Source organism: Alkalilimnicola ehrlichii (genome assembly GCF_003399765.1).
Taxonomy (GTDB): domain Bacteria; phylum Pseudomonadota; class Gammaproteobacteria; order Nitrococcales; family AK92; genus AK92.
The window spans coordinates 130,661-146,626 of sequence record NZ_NFZV01000003.1; the positions used below are offsets into that span (position 1 = coordinate 130,661).

Below are 15,966 nucleotides of genomic sequence, written 5' to 3' on the forward strand. Positions count from 1 at the left end.
GAGGACAGCGTATCGGCGTCTATTTGCTTATTAGTATGTGTGGTTTTTGCCGTTGTCGCAAAGCATTCCGCCAAGGGCGGTCTGCGATTAGGACAAGGAGGCGGCAAGGAGCAAAGCGGCCGGTGCGGGTTTGCACCGGCTGAGGTTACGGCTTCGTTGCTCGGCGGATTACCTTCTCTTCGCGGCCGTTCGGCCTCTGGCTAAAATATCCTCGACGAAGTCGACAAATTCCTGGGAAGGTTGGTCTAATTCGAAACCGGCTTGATAGACGGGACGGCTGGGGTTTTTCTTAATCCAGCGGCAGATCATTTTGACATCGACGTGCTCGGTGTGGCCGTCGTTGTCGGCGATGTGCAGACGCATAGCGTAGCAGGCACCGGAGGCAAACGGTTGTTTACCGACCAGGCCGATGCCTTTCGACGATAGATCGCGGATCACGCCCAGCGGCTTGCCGTTGAGGCTATTGCTTACCTTGATCTTGTGCACATGAACATTGCTGAAACGACGTTCTCGACGCATGGTGTGTTCCGGTCCTAAGTCACTTAGTAGATGCTTTTATTGTGGTGACGTCGGATTCCCTTCGCGGGCGACCAACAAAGACAGCTTGTCGGCGCTTCGTCGCTTCTTAATAGCTAGCTGTTGCAGTCGAAGCGTTCTACTGCAACAGCGTTGTTGACTCCTGACTACGACAGGAGGCTGACGACGGTAAAGCGGCTGATGTTAGCTTGTGCCAGTACCGTCTGGCTTACCGCTTCGTAGCTCGCCGGATTCTTGGTTAACGACTGTTGGATCGATTGGGCATAGTTCAGCGCCCATTCGCGCTCGTCTTGATTGGCGTGGCGAGCGAGGAACTGGCGGATCTCAAGCTTTTTCTCCGCCATCTGCTCGCGCAACGCCGCGACTTGCTCAAGCGCGGCGATCACCGAGTCGAGCGCCGTGCGCAGCTCCCGAGTGGAGTCCAGTGGCGTATTCTCGGATAACGGCAGCAAGCGCTCGGATTGGCTTTGCACGGCCGTGTACTGGTCTTTCGGGAACAGCTTGCCTTCGCCGCGCACCGCGAGTTGCCCGTTAAGCTTCTCCCAGTTGGATTCTCGCGCCGAAAAATGAGCTGTCCGTCGACATCCAGCTCGGCGCGGATGCCGGCCCGGCCAAGGCTTGCGTTAAAGCGGCGCAGAACCTGCGCTTCGCTCATATTATCTTCCAGCAATACCACCAGCGGCTCGGATAACTGCCGTCCGCCGTGGAAGACGAGCGTTTCTTGCCCCGACTGCTGAATCGACTCGATGGAGTCCAGGCCCTGGAGCGTAACCCGAACCCGAGGCGGTTCGTTCAAGCTGAGCTTAAACGAAGGGTCGAGTGCGCCGTTGGTCAGCTCGCTGCGTTGCTCAAGCAGCTGCCTCACCTGTCGGAGCGCTTCTTGAATAGCCGGGTTACTGCCGCTGTCGGCCGCGCTTATCTGGCGGCTGACCTGGAACTTAAGGTGAGAAAGTCGGGCCTCGACCGCCGCTAAATAGCCGTCGGCCAGCTGTAGAGAGGAAAGCTGTCGATTAAGCTGAATGTTATAGCTGGCGTTGCCTTGCGACCAGCGTCTTACTACCTCCGATTTGGGGGCATCGCTTGCTTTCGTTTGTACCGCGGACGACTCATGCCGTACCGCTTGGCGGCGATCTTGAGACTGTACCGCTGGTACGGGGGGCAGCGGTTTACCGACTTTCATGCTCTGTTCCTATAAACGCGAGAACAGCGACAGCTCGTGAATCCTTAAAAAGGTTTGCTGCGTCGCTTGTAGGGCTAGTTGATATTGTGAAAGATCAATCGAAGCCTCCGCATAGTCAAGGGACGATAGCTCATTTTCGATACGTTGGTTAACTAACGAAACGTCCTCGTTGCTATGCTTGAGTAAGCTGATGCTGTTCTGCCGCCCGCCCAGCTCGGCAATAGAGCCGTTTAGGCTGTTGTGCGTCGTGGTAATCGTGTCCAGCACGGTTTTGATCTGATCGCTCACGTCCGGGTCGCGCGGGTTGAGAGCAGGATCTTCCAGCATGACAATCATATCGTGCAGATCGTTGAGAAGCTGCACGTCAGGCCCAAGCGCTTGCGAAATGGTGACGTTCTCCTCAATCTGCACGCCGTTGGCGACCGCAACCTGGCGGTAGGCTTGGTTGGCGCCCATCGAATACGGCGGATCGGCGGTTTCGTCGAAAACGATCGCCGGCCGGTCGGTTTGCGTGCCGGAGAATAAATAACGCCCTTCTTCGTCCCGTACGTTTGCGTAATCGAAGATGGCGTCGCTCAATATCCGGAGTTCGCCGGCGATGGAGCGCATATCGTCCGCGGAGTGAGCCCCGACGTTAGCCGCCCAAAGGGTGAGGTCCTGCACGCTGAGCACGGCGTCGGACATGGAGGATAAGTTCGTCTCTTGTGTCGACAGGCTGCCTGAGAGCTTCGACATGTTCGAGCGATACTGCTCAAGCGTGGCTTCCTCACGCTGAATACGCATTACCCGCAGACTGGAAATCGGGTCGTCGGAGGGCATCAGCATCCGTTGGTTGGTCGCCATTTGTTGCAGCAGCCGTCCAAGCTCTGCCGAGCTTTGGCTCATGGAGCTTTGCATCATCGCGGTGATTTGAGGCGTCGTAATCCGCATAGCTTTCTCTCACGGCAGTAATCGGTTGCGGCCAATTCAGAACATCGTCAGTAGTGAGGCGAACAACTCGTTCGAGGTCGAGATGACGCGCATGTTCGCTTGATAAGCCTGGGTGTAGGTCATCAGATTGATGGCCTCTTCGTCCAAGTTAACGGCACTTACCTGGTCGCGCTGCGCCTGTGCCGAATTTTGCACCGACTTTGCCGCTTCCAAGTCCGCTTGGTTTTGGCGGCTGGTGCTGGCGACGCGGCCGACGAGCCCGGCGTAGGCGTCGTTGACCGGCACATTGCTGCCGGCGACTTCGATCGTGGCGTGGCGAATCTCGATCAGCTGGCTCAGAATGTCGCTGTTACCGACTTCGTCCGGTTCGGAGGACAGCGCCAGCTCTTCGGGCCGCAACGGGTTGAGCGTTAACATGCCGGTGGTGCTAGCCGGGTTGTAGACGAACAGCTCTTGTCCAGCGTTGCCTTCTAAGTCGAAACCTTGCGTAATCGTGTCGTTGAACAGCTCGGCGATGGCGCCTGCCATATCGTGCAGCTCGTCCTGCGCCGGCCGTAAGGAGCCGTACTCGACATCGTAAAGCGCACCAAGGCTGCCGCCGAGACGCTGTTGATTGAGCGCAAAATCGGTACCGGCAAAGCTCAGAACCAATTGCTGCTCGCCAGCGCCGGTTTGCACGACTTCGATTTCCGATGCCCGTCGTCCGCTGACTAACGGTTGCCCATTGGCCAACGCAACGTCGATAGCGCCATCGGCACGTTCCAAGGGGCGGATATCGACCAGCTCGCTGAGGTCCTTAATCAACGCGTCCCGGTGGTCGCGCAGCGAGGCGGTGTCGCGACCGCTCGCTTCAAGCTGAATGATGCGGTCGTTGAGTTCGGCAATATTGTTGGAAATACCGTTGATCTCGTTGACCATGCTTTGCCGCTGGCCGTGTACGGCATTGATTTGCGATTGGATATTGCCGTTGAGCCCGTTGAAGCGTTGTGTCAGCTCTTCTGCGTCGTTGAGGATTTGCTGACGCAGCGCGATAGAGTCGGGAGCAGTCGTTGCTTCGCTCAGCGCGGCGAAAAGATTGTCTAACCCGATGCTGATACTGGAGCCGTCGCTGTCGACCAGGCTTTCCAGCGCCGTCAAATAGGTTTGTCTCGTTTCGTGGTACTTCGCGTCGGTGGTGGCACGCCACAACTGCTGGTTATTAAAGTCGTTGACGATCCGGCGAATACCGGTGACTTCCACACCGCCGCCGCCGCTTAACCGCCCGTGCCCGGCGACGGAATGCGTATCGAGCGCAAGCCGGTTAAAACCGGGCGTGTTGACGTTCGCAATGTTCTGTCCGGCTACGGTCAGTGCCGTATGCGCCGCTTGTAGGCCGGAGTAACCAATTTGGCTGAGAACGGTCACGATTAGCTATCCTTCGGTTCGATCCGGATCGGCTGTGCAAAGGCGGCCGACGGATGGGTCGTCACTGCTGAGTGCTTCTTATCTTGTAAAGCGACCGCATCGGCACCGGAATTAAATTCATTATTCGGTTGCTGCTTGCTCTCGCTCAGCGGGTTGTTATTTATGGCTTGCTCTGCCGCTTCCAGACGCCCGCCAAGCTGATCGACCAGCATTTGGGCAATGCCGAGTTGTCGCTGCGAGGCGAGCGATTCGGCCAGCACCTGGTCGTGCATCTCGTAGAAGGCATCCATCTCCCGACGGCGCATCGAATCGTCCGAAGCCAGTGCTTCGCCGGCCTTGCGCATCTGCTTAAGGATTTGCTGTAGAAACAAGGCCTCGAACTGCTCCGAGACGGCCTCAAGCTGTTCGCGGGGCGAGTTCTTGTCGTTGCCTGTCTCGTTGTTGGCCAGCCTGCTGGGCGGCTGCGAAAGAAAAACTATGCTCATGATGGGACCTACATCACTATCAGTTCGGCTTCCAGAGCGCCGGCGCGCTCCAAGGCCTGCAAAATACTCATTACGTCGTCGGGGGTGGCGCCCAAGCTATTAATGGTGTTAACAATGTGTTCCAAACTCGCGCCCGCCGGCCATTGGAACATGCCGCCCCTTTGTTGCTCCACGGTGATGTCCGTGCGTGGCGTGACCACGGTCTCCCCGGCTGAGAGCGCCCCCGGCTGGCTCACCTCGAAATCTTCGCTGATGGTAACGCTGAGATTGCCGTGAGCGACGGCGGCGGCGCCGACCTGAACCGTATCGTTGATCACAACCGTGCCGGTACGACTGTTAAACACCACCCGCGGCCGGACCCGACCGACATCGACTTCCAGCTCCTCCAGCATGGCCATGAACTGAATACGCTGATTGTTATCGGCCGGCGCATTAACCGACACCCGCGTCGAGTTCAGCGCTGTGGCCGTGCCGTCGCCGAAGGTGTTGTCGATCGCATCGATGATGCGGCTCATGGTTTGAAAGCTTGGGCTCCGCAGGCCGAGAATGACTTCCGGACGCTCGGCGAAGTCGGTCGGTATTTCGCGCTCGATGGTGGCGCCATTAGGGACGGTGCCTGTGTTCTGGGCATTAATGGCGACCCGAGAGCCGCTACGTCCTTCTGCTTGCACGCCGCTGACCAAGACGTTGCCTTGAGCAAGCGCATAAATTTCGCCGTCGGCCCCGTATAAGGCTGCCATTAACAATTGTCCGCCGCGTAGGCTGCGGGCATCGCCGATGGAGGAGACCGTAACATCCATGGTTTGGCCTGGCCCGTAGGACGGCGGCACGGTCGCTGTGATGCTTACCGCGGCGGCGTTGCGCAGATTCGGATTGGTGTTCTGCGGCAGGTTGACCCCGAACTGGTTGAGCATATTCTCAACCGATTGGCCGGTGAAGCGTACCTGACTACGATCGCCCGTGCCGTCCAGGCCGACGACGAGCCCGTAACCGACCAGCTGATTGCCACGGATGCCCTCGACGTCGACCAAATCCATGAGCAGTGCTGCGTGTACTGGTGCGGCGAGGCCGACGAAGGCGGCGATTGCGAATACCCAACGGCGCATAAAGCCCCCCTAGAACGGGAATATCGGATGGTTGAACAAGCGCGTCAGCCAGCCCGGCCGATTGCTGTCGCTGAGTGCGCCGCGCCCGGCGTAGGAGATCTGGGCGTTGGCGATGTTCTGCGATAGCACTTGGTTGTAGCGGTTAACGTCCTCTAGCCGTACCAGCCCCGACAGGCGGATGAATTCGTCGCCTTGATTGAGGCGCAGCCATTTTTCCCCCTTCACGACCAGTACCCCGTTTGGGAGTACCTCGTGAACGGTGACCGCAATCGAGCCTCGCAGGGCATTTGCCTGTTTGCTGCTGGCGTTGCCGTCGAAACTGCGATCGGCCGAAAAAGAGGTTTCCGCGCGCGAATAATCGCGCCCGAACACACGCGGCACACCTACCCCTACATCCGACGAGCGGCCGATGCTGGTGCCGGCACTTTTGCTCGACTGGGTCGATTCGTCCAGTACGACGGTTAGCACGTCGCCAACTCGTAAGGCACGGCGATCCTGGGTTAGTAGCCCCCCGTATCCGGCGCGGAAAACACCGCCGCTGCTGGTCGGCGGCGGGGTGTAATCCAGCTCCGGCGGCGAATAGCTCACTTCTTCAGTGGGGTCCAGCCGGGGTATCGATTGGCACCCGGCTAGAACCACCCCTAAGATAACGACGAGATACGTGTGCCGCATAGCTAGCCTCAGACAGACTGGTTGAGGAACTGCTGCATACCCGATGCGGCATCCAGCATGCGGGTGCTCGCTTCATAGGCACGTTGAATGGCAATCATCGACACCATCGACTCGACGACTTGCACATTCGAGCCTTCCAATGCGCCTTGACGGATCTGGCCCAGGCCATCGAGGCCGGGAACACCTTCGTTCGGTATCCCGCTGGCTTCGGTTTCGCGATAAAGGTTACCGCCTAGCGCTTCGAGGCCTGTTGGGTTGGTGAAGTTTACTAAGGTGATTTGTCCTAACTCGATCGGTACGTTATCGCCCGGCAAGGTCGCGCTGACGGTGCCGTCGCTACCCACGGTGAAGCCTGTGCTGCCTTCCGGCACTTCGATCATAGGCACAAGCGGCAGGCCTTGGACATTGACCATCAAGCCTTCGTTGTTGAGCTGAAACTGCCCGTTTTCGGTGTAGTAAACCTCACCGTCCGGACCTTCGACCTGGAAGAAACCGCGGCCCATAATGGCCAAATCCATCGGTTGCCCCGTGGTTTGGATATCGCCTTGGGTAAAGACCTTTTGCGTCCCGGCCACGCGGACGCCGCTGCCGAGCTGAATGCCGGACGGTACGGTATTGAGCTGATCGGCCTGCGCTCCCGGAGCCCGTTCGATCTTGTAGAACAGATCCTCGAAAACGGCCCGGTCGCGTTTGAAGCCGTTGGTGTTCACGTTGGCCAAGTTGTTGGCCACGGTCGACATGGCTTTCTCTTGTGCCGCTAATCCGGTTTTGCTGATCCAAAGGGCCGACTGCATGCTTCTCTCCTACGGAAATACTTATTTATGCGGTGGCGCCTCCTCGGGGAGGCGCCTTATTGCGCGCGTGTTAGCCGCGCAATAGCTGATTACCGGTTTCGGCGATGTCCGAAGCGGCCCGCATCATCTTTACTTGTGTTTCGAACAGGCGGTTTAGGCTCATGGTGGCGGTAAGCGACTCCATGGGAGAGACATTGCTCGACTCCAGGAAGCCGCTGGTAATCCGCACCTCGTCGCTTGCCATCGCAGGTACGCCGGTGGCGGTTACCAGTAAGCCGGAGGCGTTTTTCGCAAACCCGCCTTCCGGTGCGTCCACCAAGCGCAGCCGGTCGACTTCCAGCCACTGCCCGTCGTCAGGCGTGCGTACGGAGACGATGCCGTCCGGGCTGATCTCAACCTGAGTATGTTCGGGCAGGAACAGCGGGCCGCCCTCGCCGAGCACCGGCCGCCCGAGAATGGTCACCGCACCGTCGTCGTGCAGCTGCATGCTGCCGTAACGGGTGTAAGCCTCGCCGCCGTTGTCTTCCAGGGCGATATACCCGTTGCCTTTAACGGCAAAGTCCATATCGCGGCCGGTCGGCATCATGCTGCCCGGCGTGAGGTCCACGCCGTTGTTTTTGACCAGTGTTTGGTGCCGGCTGTCGTAGCCGTAGCCTCGTACGGTCGAGGCCTCGGCACGTTCCAAATCCGCCCGAAAGCCGGGCGTATTAGCGTTGGCCAAGTTGTTCGCGTGCACCTCCAACGACAGCATCGAGCGGTTGGCGGCGGTCATTGCGGTATAACCGAGACGGTCCATGCTTTACCTCTTAGAGCGCGCTGAACAGAATCTGTGTCAGTTCGTTCTGGGTGGAGATAACCCGGCTGTTGGCCTGGTAATTACGTTGACCTTCCATAAGGCCCACCAACTGCTGGGTTAGGTCCACGTTGGAGCTTTCCAGCATGCCGGAGTTAATGCCGCCGTATTGGCCGGTTCCAGGCGTGCCGAGCAATGCGGTGCCCGACTCGGCCGTTTCTCTCCAGGCCGTACCGCTAATGTTGCGCAGCCCTTCGGGGTTGGCGAAGTTCGCCAGAATGACCTGGCCTTGCAGCAGGCGTTCGCCGTTACTGAAGGTGGCGAAAACCTGCCCGTCTTCGGCGATCTCAAGGCCGGTGCGTTCCCCCGGCGGGTGGCCGTCGGCACGGTTGGTGGTAACGACGAACGGCGAGCCGGTTTGGGTGGAACCGGTGTAGTTAAGGTCGATATCCAACGCGTTGGCACCGGCGCCCGGCGCGTAGTTGATGTTCGAGCCTGCACCAGCCACTAAATTACCAAAGCCGTCGAACTCAACGTCGTGAGTGCCGAGCGCGGTACCGTCGATGAAATAGTGAACTTGCCATTCGTTATTAGCATCGTCGGTTTTGACAAAATACTGCGTCAGCGCGTGGGCGCGGCCGAGGGAGTCGTAGACTTCGGTGGTGTAGGTCGAGTTGTAGCTTTCGGCATTGTCCGGGTCGAAAGCGACCGCCGGGATCTCGTCGTCGGCATTGAGGTTCATGACAAAGTCTACCGACTCGGTAGCTTCCGCTGGCAGGTTGCCGGTTTGTAGGCGCAGGTCGCCGACCGCACCGGTCATCAGGTCGCCGTTGGCGTTAACCGGGTAACCCTGCAACCGGTGGCCGTGGTTGTTAATAATGTAGTCGTCGCGGTTGGTGTTGAATACGCCGGCGCGGGTATAGGTCACGTCGCCATTGGCAGCGCGCGTGACGAAGAAGCCGCCGCCGGAGATGGCCAGATCCAGGTCGCGGCCGGTCGGATTCAGCGGTCCGCCCAGGCTGATGCTCTGCGTGATGCCGGCGACTTCCACACCCATCGGCTGGCTGTCGGCGTAAACGCTGGCAAAGTCGGTGCGGGAGGATTTGAAGCCGACCGTGCCGGTGTTGGCGACGTTCTGACTGATGGTATTCAGCTGCGAGTTGATGGCATTCAACCCCGTCAGGGAGATATCAAAACTCATGGGTTCAACCTCTTTATTAATAGGCTTTTATAGAGGAGTTCCGGTTTAAGCCCCGGCCCCCTGACTAAATTCGATTACCTTATAGAACGGCACCTGGCCCAGACCCGCGACATCCAGCAGCGGACCGTCCGGCGTTACCCGTACGTTGGTTACCGTTCCGGTAAGCTCAACAAGCGGCCGCTCGCCGCTGTCGGCTTCGACTTTCACCGAGTAGCTTCCGGGCGCTAATCCCAGCGCCTCGGGGTCGAGTTCAAAGCGCACCATGCCGGAAGACTGCGCCCCCAGCTCGACCGTCGTCTTCCGGCCGTTAACGTCCGTTAGCTCCAGGGTCGTACGGCCGGAGGGATGTTGCAGCTCGATCTGGCCGTTCATCGGTTTATCGCCGATCTGTAGACGCTCGGTGGCGACCGTGACGTCATCGCCGACCAGTTTCGCGGCCTGGAGCATTTGCAGGTTGTCCAGCAAAACGAGATTGTTCTTCGTCATGCTGACCATGTTCTCCATGCTCTGCACTTGCGACATGGTCGAGAACTGATTCAGAAACTCGCTGCTGTCCAAGGGGTTGGTGGGATCCTGATTCTGGATCTGTGCGACCAACAGGGTGATGAAGGTATTTTCCAGATTGCGGAACTCGCCGATGTTGACCGCACCCATCGGGTTGTTTTCGCTTCCTGTACCGGCCATTCCGTTTGCCGAACCATTATTAGTAACCGCTACCATTAGACTTCTCCGAGCCGGAGCAGGCTCATTTGCATGCTCATGACACGATTAAGCACTTCGACATTTGTTTCGAAGCTGCGCGTTGCCGACATCATGTCGGTGGTTTCTTCAATGACGTTCACGTCCGGGTAGTGCACGTAGCCGTCGGCATCCGCTAGCGGGTTGCCGGGCTCGTAGCGTCGCTGCGCCTCGCGTCCGGAGGCGATGACATCGAGCACCTGGACACGTGCGCCACTGGCATTGACGCCCCGAAACAGGCTGTCGTTATCGTAAATAGCGGCGAATACCGGCTTACGTGCCTGGTAGGCGGTCTCCGCGCTGGGTGCCGCCGAATCGGCGTTGGCCAGGTTGCTGGCTACGGTGTTAAGACGCACCATCTGCGCGTTCATGGCCGAGCCGGCGATCTTGTAAATGGAGTCGAACGACATGGCGTTAACGTCCCTCGATGGCCTGCTTCAGGCCGCGAATCGAATTGCTAAGAAAGGTCAGGCTGGTTTGAAAGCTCGTAGCGTTGCGGGAGAATTCCGCTTGCTCGACACTCAGCTCTACCGTGTTGCCGTCTTGCGAAGCCTGGTGAGGTATACGGAACATCAGCCGGGGGTCTTGGCCGAGGAGCCCGAACTGTTGCTCGGCACGTTCGACGCGACGCATCTCCGCCGCAAAGTCGATGTCCCTGGCTTGAAAGCCGGGGGTTTCCTCGTTGGCCAGATTGGCCGCTAGGATTTCGCTACGTTTCGTGCGCAACTCCAAAGCGCGCACATGAACGTCTAGGGCGTCATCGATCCGTATACTCATTAGTAGTACCCTTCCAACAACGACGGCTCGCAAGAATGCGTATGGAACCACATTCGCGTAATGCACAACTCATGCCGACTTTGCTCGGTTGGCATTAACACAGCGATTTGGCGATGAAAACACGATCGAAATGGCATTGTCGCGGCGGTACATTTCCGGTTTTGACCGTGGCGAAGCTCAAAAGCGGAAATTCTGTTTCCGCTCGGAGCCTCTTGATAGGAATCGCATTGGTTACGAGTTTCCTGTCCTTCGGTGTCCAGGCAGAGGTTGAGGCGCAGGTCGAGCGGGCGCTCGATCGCTATTTAAAAAGTGCGGTCGGGCAGGAGGCCGCCCGGCGTGGGTGGGAGAGCTTCACGCTCGAACAGCAGCTTCGCCTGCCGGCTAATGTCGATCGGTTTGCCGCCTGTCGTCGATCGCTTGAGGTAACGCCGCAGCGTGTGCAGGAGGCATTCGCCGAGCGGCAGCGTTTCGAAGTGACTTGTGTAGAACCGCAGTGGCGCTTCTACGTGGCTACTCAGGTCAGCGTTGTTATGCCGGCCGTTCAAGCTCGCACGATTATCGACCGGGGCCAAGTATTATCGATGGACGATGTCGCCTTGGAGCCGACCAATATCAGCCGCCTGCGGCAGGGGTTTTATCATCGGCTTGAGGAGGTGACAGGCCAGGCCGCCTCTCGGCGCATCAGAGCCGGCCAACCTCTGACGCCGGCGTTGATCGAGGAGCCGCCGGCAGTGAGGCGCGGCCAGCGGGTGAGGATTGTTGCCACCCATCACGGGATCGAGGCGTCCACCTTGGGCGAGGCGCTCGGCGAAGGCCGGGTCGGCGATGTGATACGGGTGAAAAATATCTCCAGCGAGCAGACGATTCACGCCAAAATCGTTGGCCCCGGTGTCGTTACGAGTACCTTCTGATGTCGAGGTGGCCGACTTAGGTTTTTGTTTTAAAAGAGAATATGTGTTTTTCTGAAGAAATTTTCATTCCCGCCTTAATTCTGGATGCTCCGCGGTCGCTCTACCCCTTTGGCCGGCACTGAAAAACAGTCAGCGCCTTGGTAACAAACGAGTGGAAGGATCATCCTATGTCTCTGTCGATTCATACCAATTACTCTGCTCTGGTCACCCAGACCAGCCTCAACCGCACCAACGACGCGCTGTCGCTCAGCCAGCAGCGTCTGGGTACCGGCTACCGCATCAACTCCGCTGCCGACGACGCAGCGGGCCTGCAGATTGCTGCCCGTCTGGAAGCTCAGACCCGCGGCATGAGCGTGGCTTCCCGTAACTCGCAAGACGCCATCTCCCTGCTGCAGACCGCCGAAGGCGCGATGGACGAAATGTCCAACATCGTGCTGCGTATGCGCGACCTTGCCCTGCAAGCTGCGAACGAAACCAACGGCGAAACCGAGCGTAACGCGCTGGACGCCGAGTACCAGCAGTTGATCGGCGAGCTGAACAACATTCTGGACAACACCTCCTACGGTGCCAACAACCCGCTGTTCACCGCAGACGGTGTGTTCTCCGATGACGTTCGCCTGCAGATCGGTGCTTCCGCTGCGGAAGAGCTGACCATCACCGGCATCGACCTGGACGACATCGACCCCACCGCTTTGGGTGATATCGGCGGTGCCGACTCCACCAACGCGGTTGCCGAGCTGGCCGAGCTGGACGACCTGATCGATGCGATCAGCTCCGCTCGTGGTGAATTCGGTGCTTACATGAACCGTCTGAACCACACCATCAACAACCTGGCTAACATGGGCAACAACACCGACGCTGCGCGTGGCCGTATCATGGACACCGACTTCGCGTCCGAAAGTGCCCAGCTCAGCAAGCAGTCCATGCTGATGCAGTCCGGCCTGAGCATGCTGCGTCAGACGTCGCAGATGCCGAACATGATCATGACCCTGCTCAGCTAAGCAGCGCGTTATGTCATAACGCCCCGGCGCTGCGTCGGGGCGTTTTCCCGCTACCGCCGAGCCGCCCAGGCTATTCCGGCGGCGTTGTCGATGTCTGGAATTCGGACGTAGTTCACATTCCGCCTCTATCCCCCGCCTTCGCGTATCACTAAGCTATAGGCCAGTCGTTGTGTATTGCACAGCGAACGGCAGTAGCCCGTAGCCCTAATTAAGGACGAGTACAGCCGCTTAGCGGCATGACAGCAGCGTGTTCGTCTGTAACCGCGAGCGCGGCTAAGGGCGCACTATCGGAAAGGAATCAACCTTCGGGCTTTTGGCTGGCTTGCGAACGATCGGGCAATAACAACTCAAGTGCCCGTTAGAGGATCGTATCGGTAAGCCATAAGAGGTTGTGGGTATGCGGAACAATAATAACTTCCTTTTCGAGACAGCAGCGGATTTGCCCTATGCAATTCTCAAAGCTAGCGCCGCGGGCGGCGACATCTATTTTTATCCTACCTTGTACCAGTTGACGTTGATGGACGGCGAGGTCGAGCGTCGAGTCGACCTCGGTTACGCCGGCAGCCGTATTCTGGAACGTTTATTGATGAGCGCCGGGGAGCTGGTGCCGCGCGAAGAGTTGCTGCGTTACGCGTGGGCCGATCGTGTGGTCAGCGACGGCAGCCTGAACCAACAGATCTACGTGCTGCGCAAGGTTCTGGGCGACGAGAAAAAACGCGCCATCATCCAGACCTTGCCGCGCCGCGGCTACATGCTTAACCCGCGCGCCGTGTTTCGCCCCGCCGCCGACGAGCCTGCCCTCGCCCAAGCTCCGCTGGTTCCCCGGTAGGCCGCACCAGCCGGCCACTAGGGCGCGGTTGGGCCTGAGTCGCGGGGGCCGCAGGATAGAGAAGGAAAGCAGCTGTTTTCCGAGGCCTGCGGTATGGCAAACCGTATCCTTACCCTAACGATGAACCCCACGGTTGATGTGACCGTTGCCGTCGATGCGCTCGTGCCGGAACACAAGCTGCGGACAGGGTCGGCTCGGTACGATCCCGGCGGTGGCGGTATTAACGTTGCCCGCGGCATTCATCGCTGTGGCGGCAACGTATTGGCGATCTATACCGCCGGCGGTGCCGTCGGCGAGATGTTGAGTTGCTTGTTGGGCGACGAAGGTTTGGCGCATTGCCCGATCCAGATTGGCCGGGTGACGCGAGAGTCGATCACCGTGCAGGCTTCCGATACCGGTGCGCATTATCGATTTGTCCTGCCTGGGCCCGAGCTTACGCTCGACGAAACCGAGCGGTGTTTGCGCGCAATGCGCGATCGCGCCGAGTCTCGCCACTGGTTGGCCAGCGGGAGCTTGCCGCCTGGGGTTGGCGTTGACTTTTACGCGCGCCTTGCGCGCGCGGCGCGCGGTGCCGGTGCTCGTTTGTTTCTGGATACTTCCGGCGAGCCGTTACGGGCGGCGCTGGCAGAAGGCGTATATATGATAAAGCCCAACCTTGCCGAGCTGGCGGAGCTTTGGGGGCTTGCCGATGCCCAAGGCTTTGACCGTCGAGCTGCCTGCCGCGAGTTGGTGGCGCAAGGCGGGGTGGAGGTGGTGGTTTTATCGCTGGGTGCCGAGGGTGCTTTGTTGACCGATTGCCGACAGCAGCTGCACATACCTGCACCGCCCGTGCGGGCCGATAGCGTTGTCGGAGCCGGAGATAGTTTTATGGCGCTGTTCGTTCTACAACAGGCGCGCGGAATGACGACGGTACAAGCGACCCACTATGGCGTGGCCGCGGGCACCGCGGCGGCACTGACGCCCGCAACCGCGCTTTTCCGCCCAGAAGATATCGATACGCTATGCGTGGAGATCGGCTGCGAGAGCGCCGAGGGCGCCAGCGGGCGCCCTCGGCGTTGACGGTAGCGTATCGCGTGCGCTTACGGCAGGTTGGGGAAGCAGATGCCGACCATTTCCTGCATTACGCGAACCACCTGGCAGCTGTAGCCGAACTCGTTGTCGTACCAAACGTACAACACGCATTTATCGCCATTGACGATGGTGGAGGCGGAATCGACAACACCGGCGTGACGCGAGCCGACCAGGTCGCTGGAGACTAGCTCGGTGGAGGCGGTGTAGTCGATCTGCTCTTGTAGCTCGGAATGTAAGGCGATATCGCGCAGATAAGCGTTAAGCTCTTCCTTGCTGGTTTCCCGGCCCAGGCTTAAGTTGAGTACGGCCATCGATACGTTCGGCGTCGGTACCCGGATCGCATTGCCGGTGAGCTTGCCTTTGAGTTCGGGTAGCGCTTTCGCAACGGCCTTGGCCGCCCCGGTTTCGGTCAGCACCATGTTAAGGGCGGCGCCACGGCCGCGGCGGGCACCGGGATGGTAGTTGTCGATCAGGTTCTGGTCGTTGGTGTAGGAGTGCACCGTCTCTACATGACCATGTTGAATCCCGTATTCGTCGTTCAGCGCTTTGAGTACCGGTACGATGGCGTTAGTGGTGCAGCTTGCCGCCGAGACGATCTTCTCGTCGCCTTTGATGTCGTTATGGTTGACGCCGTAAACGATGTTCGGCAGATCGCCTTTGCCCGGTGCCGTCAGCAGCACCTTGGAAACGCCCTTCGACTTCAGGTGCAGGCTTAAGCCTTCTTCGTCGCGCCACTTACCGGTGTTATCGACCACTAGGGCATCTTCGATGCCGTACTGGGTGTAGTCGATGGTGTCCGGCGAGTCGGCATAGATAATTTGGATGAAGTTACCGTTGGCGATGATGGCGTTGGCGTCCTCCAGCGTGTGGATGGTGCCGTTGAATGGGCCGTGTACCGAGTCGCGGCGCAGAAGGCTGGCGCGTTTTTCGATGTCGTGGCCTTTGCCTTTGCGAACCACAATGGCGCGTAAACGCATTTTGTTGCCGCTGCCGGTGCGCTCGATCAGCAGGCGCGCGAGCAGCCGGCCGATCCGGCCGAAGCCGTAGAGCACGACGTCTTGGGGTTTGTCGAGCTGTAGTTTGCCGCGGCCGCCGAGGATGTTGGCCAGCTTGCGTTTGAGGTAGTCCTCAATGGACTCTTCTTTTTCTGCTTCGTTGAGATAGCCCGTGGTCAGCTTGCCAAGGTCGATACGGGCGGGGGACAGCTCCATCTTGCTGAGCTGTTCCAAAATAGGAAAGCTGTTGTGGATGGACAGGCCTTCCGTTTCGTACTGCTTAACGAAACGATGGGCTTTAAGAATATCGATGGTGGTGCAGTTGATCAGCGGGCGGCCATAGATGCGTAGGACAATTCCTTTGTCCCTATAGAGTTTGCCGATCATCGGCAGCATGCGTTCGGCGAGTTCCTGGCGCTGGGTCCAGTCGTTGAGATAGGCGTCTGGCGCTTTTTGGTTCATGAGTGCTCCGTGATTGCCTGGCTTTTAAGGTGGGCCCGCGGAAGCCGCCGTGCCGGAAAAGCCGGACGCGGCGATTTCCT

General features: G+C 59.0%; 19 protein-coding genes. 4 read left to right on the forward strand and 15 right to left on the reverse strand.

Going from position 1 to position 15,966, the window contains the following annotated elements:
* Positions 1-168 precede the first annotated feature (168 nt).
* From CAI21_RS04295 to flgB, 14 genes are all read right to left on the reverse strand, one after another.
* Positions 169-519, reverse strand: coding sequence for a PilZ domain-containing protein (locus CAI21_RS04295; RefSeq protein ID WP_116301165.1), 351 nt, complete (start codon positions 517-519; stop codon positions 169-171).
* A gap of 164 nt (positions 520-683) precedes the next feature.
* A complete protein-coding gene (locus CAI21_RS23635) occupies positions 684-923 on the reverse strand; it encodes a hypothetical protein (RefSeq protein WP_220347755.1) in 240 nt (79 codons plus the stop codon).
* Positions 920-1,717: a hypothetical protein gene (locus CAI21_RS04300; protein ID WP_220347756.1), complete on the reverse strand. Its 798-nt coding sequence runs from the start codon at positions 1,715-1,717 to the stop codon at positions 920-922. Before CAI21_RS04300 ends, CAI21_RS23635 begins: the two co-directional genes overlap by 4 nt.
* A gap of 9 nt (positions 1,718-1,726) precedes the next feature.
* Positions 1,727-2,647: a flagellar hook-associated protein FlgL gene (gene flgL, locus CAI21_RS04305; RefSeq protein ID WP_116301166.1), complete on the reverse strand. Its 921-nt coding sequence runs from the start codon at positions 2,645-2,647 to the stop codon at positions 1,727-1,729.
* A 36-nt stretch (positions 2,648-2,683) separates the two neighbouring features.
* Positions 2,684-4,051, reverse strand: a complete 1,368-nt coding sequence (gene flgK / locus CAI21_RS04310) for a flagellar hook-associated protein FlgK (protein ID WP_116301167.1) — start codon at positions 4,049-4,051, stop codon at positions 2,684-2,686.
* Between the two features lie 2 nt (positions 4,052-4,053).
* A complete protein-coding gene (locus CAI21_RS04315; RefSeq protein ID WP_116301168.1) occupies positions 4,054-4,536 on the reverse strand; it encodes a rod-binding protein in 483 nt (160 codons plus the stop codon).
* A gap of 8 nt (positions 4,537-4,544) precedes the next feature.
* Positions 4,545-5,642 (reverse strand): flagellar basal body P-ring protein FlgI, encoded by a 1,098-nt coding sequence (locus tag CAI21_RS04320; RefSeq protein ID WP_116301169.1) that lies wholly within the window; start codon positions 5,640-5,642, stop codon positions 4,545-4,547.
* A 9-nt stretch (positions 5,643-5,651) separates the two neighbouring features.
* Positions 5,652-6,314 (reverse strand): flagellar basal body L-ring protein FlgH, encoded by a 663-nt coding sequence (gene flgH, locus CAI21_RS04325; RefSeq protein ID WP_116301170.1) that lies wholly within the window; start codon positions 6,312-6,314, stop codon positions 5,652-5,654.
* A gap of 8 nt (positions 6,315-6,322) precedes the next feature.
* Positions 6,323-7,108: a flagellar basal-body rod protein FlgG gene (gene flgG / locus CAI21_RS04330; RefSeq protein WP_116301171.1), complete on the reverse strand. Its 786-nt coding sequence runs from the start codon at positions 7,106-7,108 to the stop codon at positions 6,323-6,325.
* A gap of 70 nt (positions 7,109-7,178) precedes the next feature.
* Positions 7,179-7,904 carry a flagellar basal body rod protein FlgF gene (locus CAI21_RS04335; protein ID WP_116301172.1) on the reverse strand — a complete coding sequence of 242 codons (726 nt, stop codon included), beginning with the start codon at positions 7,902-7,904 and terminating at the stop codon, positions 7,179-7,181.
* A 10-nt stretch (positions 7,905-7,914) separates the two neighbouring features.
* Positions 7,915-9,102, reverse strand: a complete 1,188-nt coding sequence (gene flgE, locus CAI21_RS04340) for a flagellar hook protein FlgE (protein ID WP_116301173.1) — start codon at positions 9,100-9,102, stop codon at positions 7,915-7,917.
* A 45-nt stretch (positions 9,103-9,147) separates the two neighbouring features.
* Positions 9,148-9,822: a flagellar hook capping FlgD N-terminal domain-containing protein gene (locus CAI21_RS04345; protein WP_116301174.1), complete on the reverse strand. Its 675-nt coding sequence runs from the start codon at positions 9,820-9,822 to the stop codon at positions 9,148-9,150.
* Positions 9,822-10,250, reverse strand: coding sequence for a flagellar basal body rod protein FlgC (flgC, locus tag CAI21_RS04350; protein ID WP_116301175.1), 429 nt, complete (start codon positions 10,248-10,250; stop codon positions 9,822-9,824). The genes CAI21_RS04345 and flgC overlap by 1 nt, the downstream gene beginning before the upstream one ends.
* Before the next feature lie 4 nt (positions 10,251-10,254).
* Positions 10,255-10,617 (reverse strand): flagellar basal body rod protein FlgB, encoded by a 363-nt coding sequence (gene flgB / locus CAI21_RS04355; protein WP_116301176.1) that lies wholly within the window; start codon positions 10,615-10,617, stop codon positions 10,255-10,257.
* A gap of 227 nt (positions 10,618-10,844) precedes the next feature.
* Here flgB and flgA point away from each other — a divergent pair, with 227 nt between their 5' ends.
* The 4 genes from flgA (at position 10,845) to CAI21_RS04375 (ending at position 14,417) form a co-directional block, all read left to right on the forward strand.
* Positions 10,845-11,528 (forward strand): flagellar basal body P-ring formation chaperone FlgA, encoded by a 684-nt coding sequence (gene flgA, locus CAI21_RS04360; RefSeq protein ID WP_181919261.1) that lies wholly within the window; start codon positions 10,845-10,847, stop codon positions 11,526-11,528.
* Between the two features lie 167 nt (positions 11,529-11,695).
* Complete coding sequence (locus CAI21_RS04365; protein WP_116301178.1) at positions 11,696-12,529, forward strand: flagellin N-terminal helical domain-containing protein; 834 nt, start codon at positions 11,696-11,698, stop codon at positions 12,527-12,529.
* 397 nt (positions 12,530-12,926) lie between these two features.
* A complete protein-coding gene (locus tag CAI21_RS04370) occupies positions 12,927-13,358 on the forward strand; it encodes a winged helix-turn-helix domain-containing protein (RefSeq protein ID WP_116301179.1) in 432 nt (143 codons plus the stop codon).
* Positions 13,359-13,451: 93 nt separating this feature from the next.
* The gene (locus CAI21_RS04375) at positions 13,452-14,417 is read left to right on the forward strand and encodes a 1-phosphofructokinase family hexose kinase (RefSeq protein WP_116301180.1); all 966 of its coding nucleotides are present in this window, start codon (positions 13,452-13,454) and stop codon (positions 14,415-14,417) included.
* Between the two features lie 20 nt (positions 14,418-14,437).
* Here CAI21_RS04375 and CAI21_RS04380 read toward each other — a convergent pair whose 3' ends face one another.
* Entirely contained in the window at positions 14,438-15,886 is a 1,449-nt protein-coding gene (locus CAI21_RS04380) for a glyceraldehyde-3-phosphate dehydrogenase (RefSeq protein ID WP_116301181.1), read from the reverse strand.
* Positions 15,887-15,966: the final 80 nt, after the last annotated feature.

Coding starts and splice junctions, on each gene's coding strand:
- flgG (WP_116301171.1), bottom strand. CDS start 7,108: ATGCAGTCGGCCCTTTGGATCAGCAAAACCGGATTAGCGGCACAAGAG.
- flgE (WP_116301173.1), bottom strand. CDS start 9,102: ATGAGTTTTGATATCTCCCTGACGGGGTTGAATGCCATCAACTCGCAG.
- flgH (WP_116301170.1), bottom strand. CDS start 6,314: ATGCGGCACACGTATCTCGTCGTTATCTTAGGGGTGGTTCTAGCCGGG.
- CAI21_RS04335 (WP_116301172.1), bottom strand. CDS start 7,904: ATGGACCGTCTCGGTTATACCGCAATGACCGCCGCCAACCGCTCGATG.
- flgC (WP_116301175.1), bottom strand. CDS start 10,250: ATGTCGTTCGACTCCATTTACAAGATCGCCGGCTCGGCCATGAACGCG.
- CAI21_RS04365 (WP_116301178.1), top strand. CDS start 11,696: ATGTCTCTGTCGATTCATACCAATTACTCTGCTCTGGTCACCCAGACC.
- CAI21_RS04375 (WP_116301180.1), top strand. CDS start 13,452: ATGGCAAACCGTATCCTTACCCTAACGATGAACCCCACGGTTGATGTG.
- CAI21_RS04320 (WP_116301169.1), bottom strand. CDS start 5,642: ATGCGCCGTTGGGTATTCGCAATCGCCGCCTTCGTCGGCCTCGCCGCA.
- flgL (WP_116301166.1), bottom strand. CDS start 2,647: ATGCGGATTACGACGCCTCAAATCACCGCGATGATGCAAAGCTCCATG.
- CAI21_RS04300 (WP_220347756.1), bottom strand. CDS start 1,717: ATGAAAGTCGGTAAACCGCTGCCCCCCGTACCAGCGGTACAGTCTCAA.
- CAI21_RS04380 (WP_116301181.1), bottom strand. CDS start 15,886: ATGAACCAAAAAGCGCCAGACGCCTATCTCAACGACTGGACCCAGCGC.
- flgB (WP_116301176.1), bottom strand. CDS start 10,617: ATGAGTATACGGATCGATGACGCCCTAGACGTTCATGTGCGCGCTTTG.
- CAI21_RS04315 (WP_116301168.1), bottom strand. CDS start 4,536: ATGAGCATAGTTTTTCTTTCGCAGCCGCCCAGCAGGCTGGCCAACAAC.
- CAI21_RS04295 (WP_116301165.1), bottom strand. CDS start 519: ATGCGTCGAGAACGTCGTTTCAGCAATGTTCATGTGCACAAGATCAAG.
- CAI21_RS04345 (WP_116301174.1), bottom strand. CDS start 9,822: ATGGTAGCGGTTACTAATAATGGTTCGGCAAACGGAATGGCCGGTACA.
- CAI21_RS04370 (WP_116301179.1), top strand. CDS start 12,927: ATGCGGAACAATAATAACTTCCTTTTCGAGACAGCAGCGGATTTGCCC.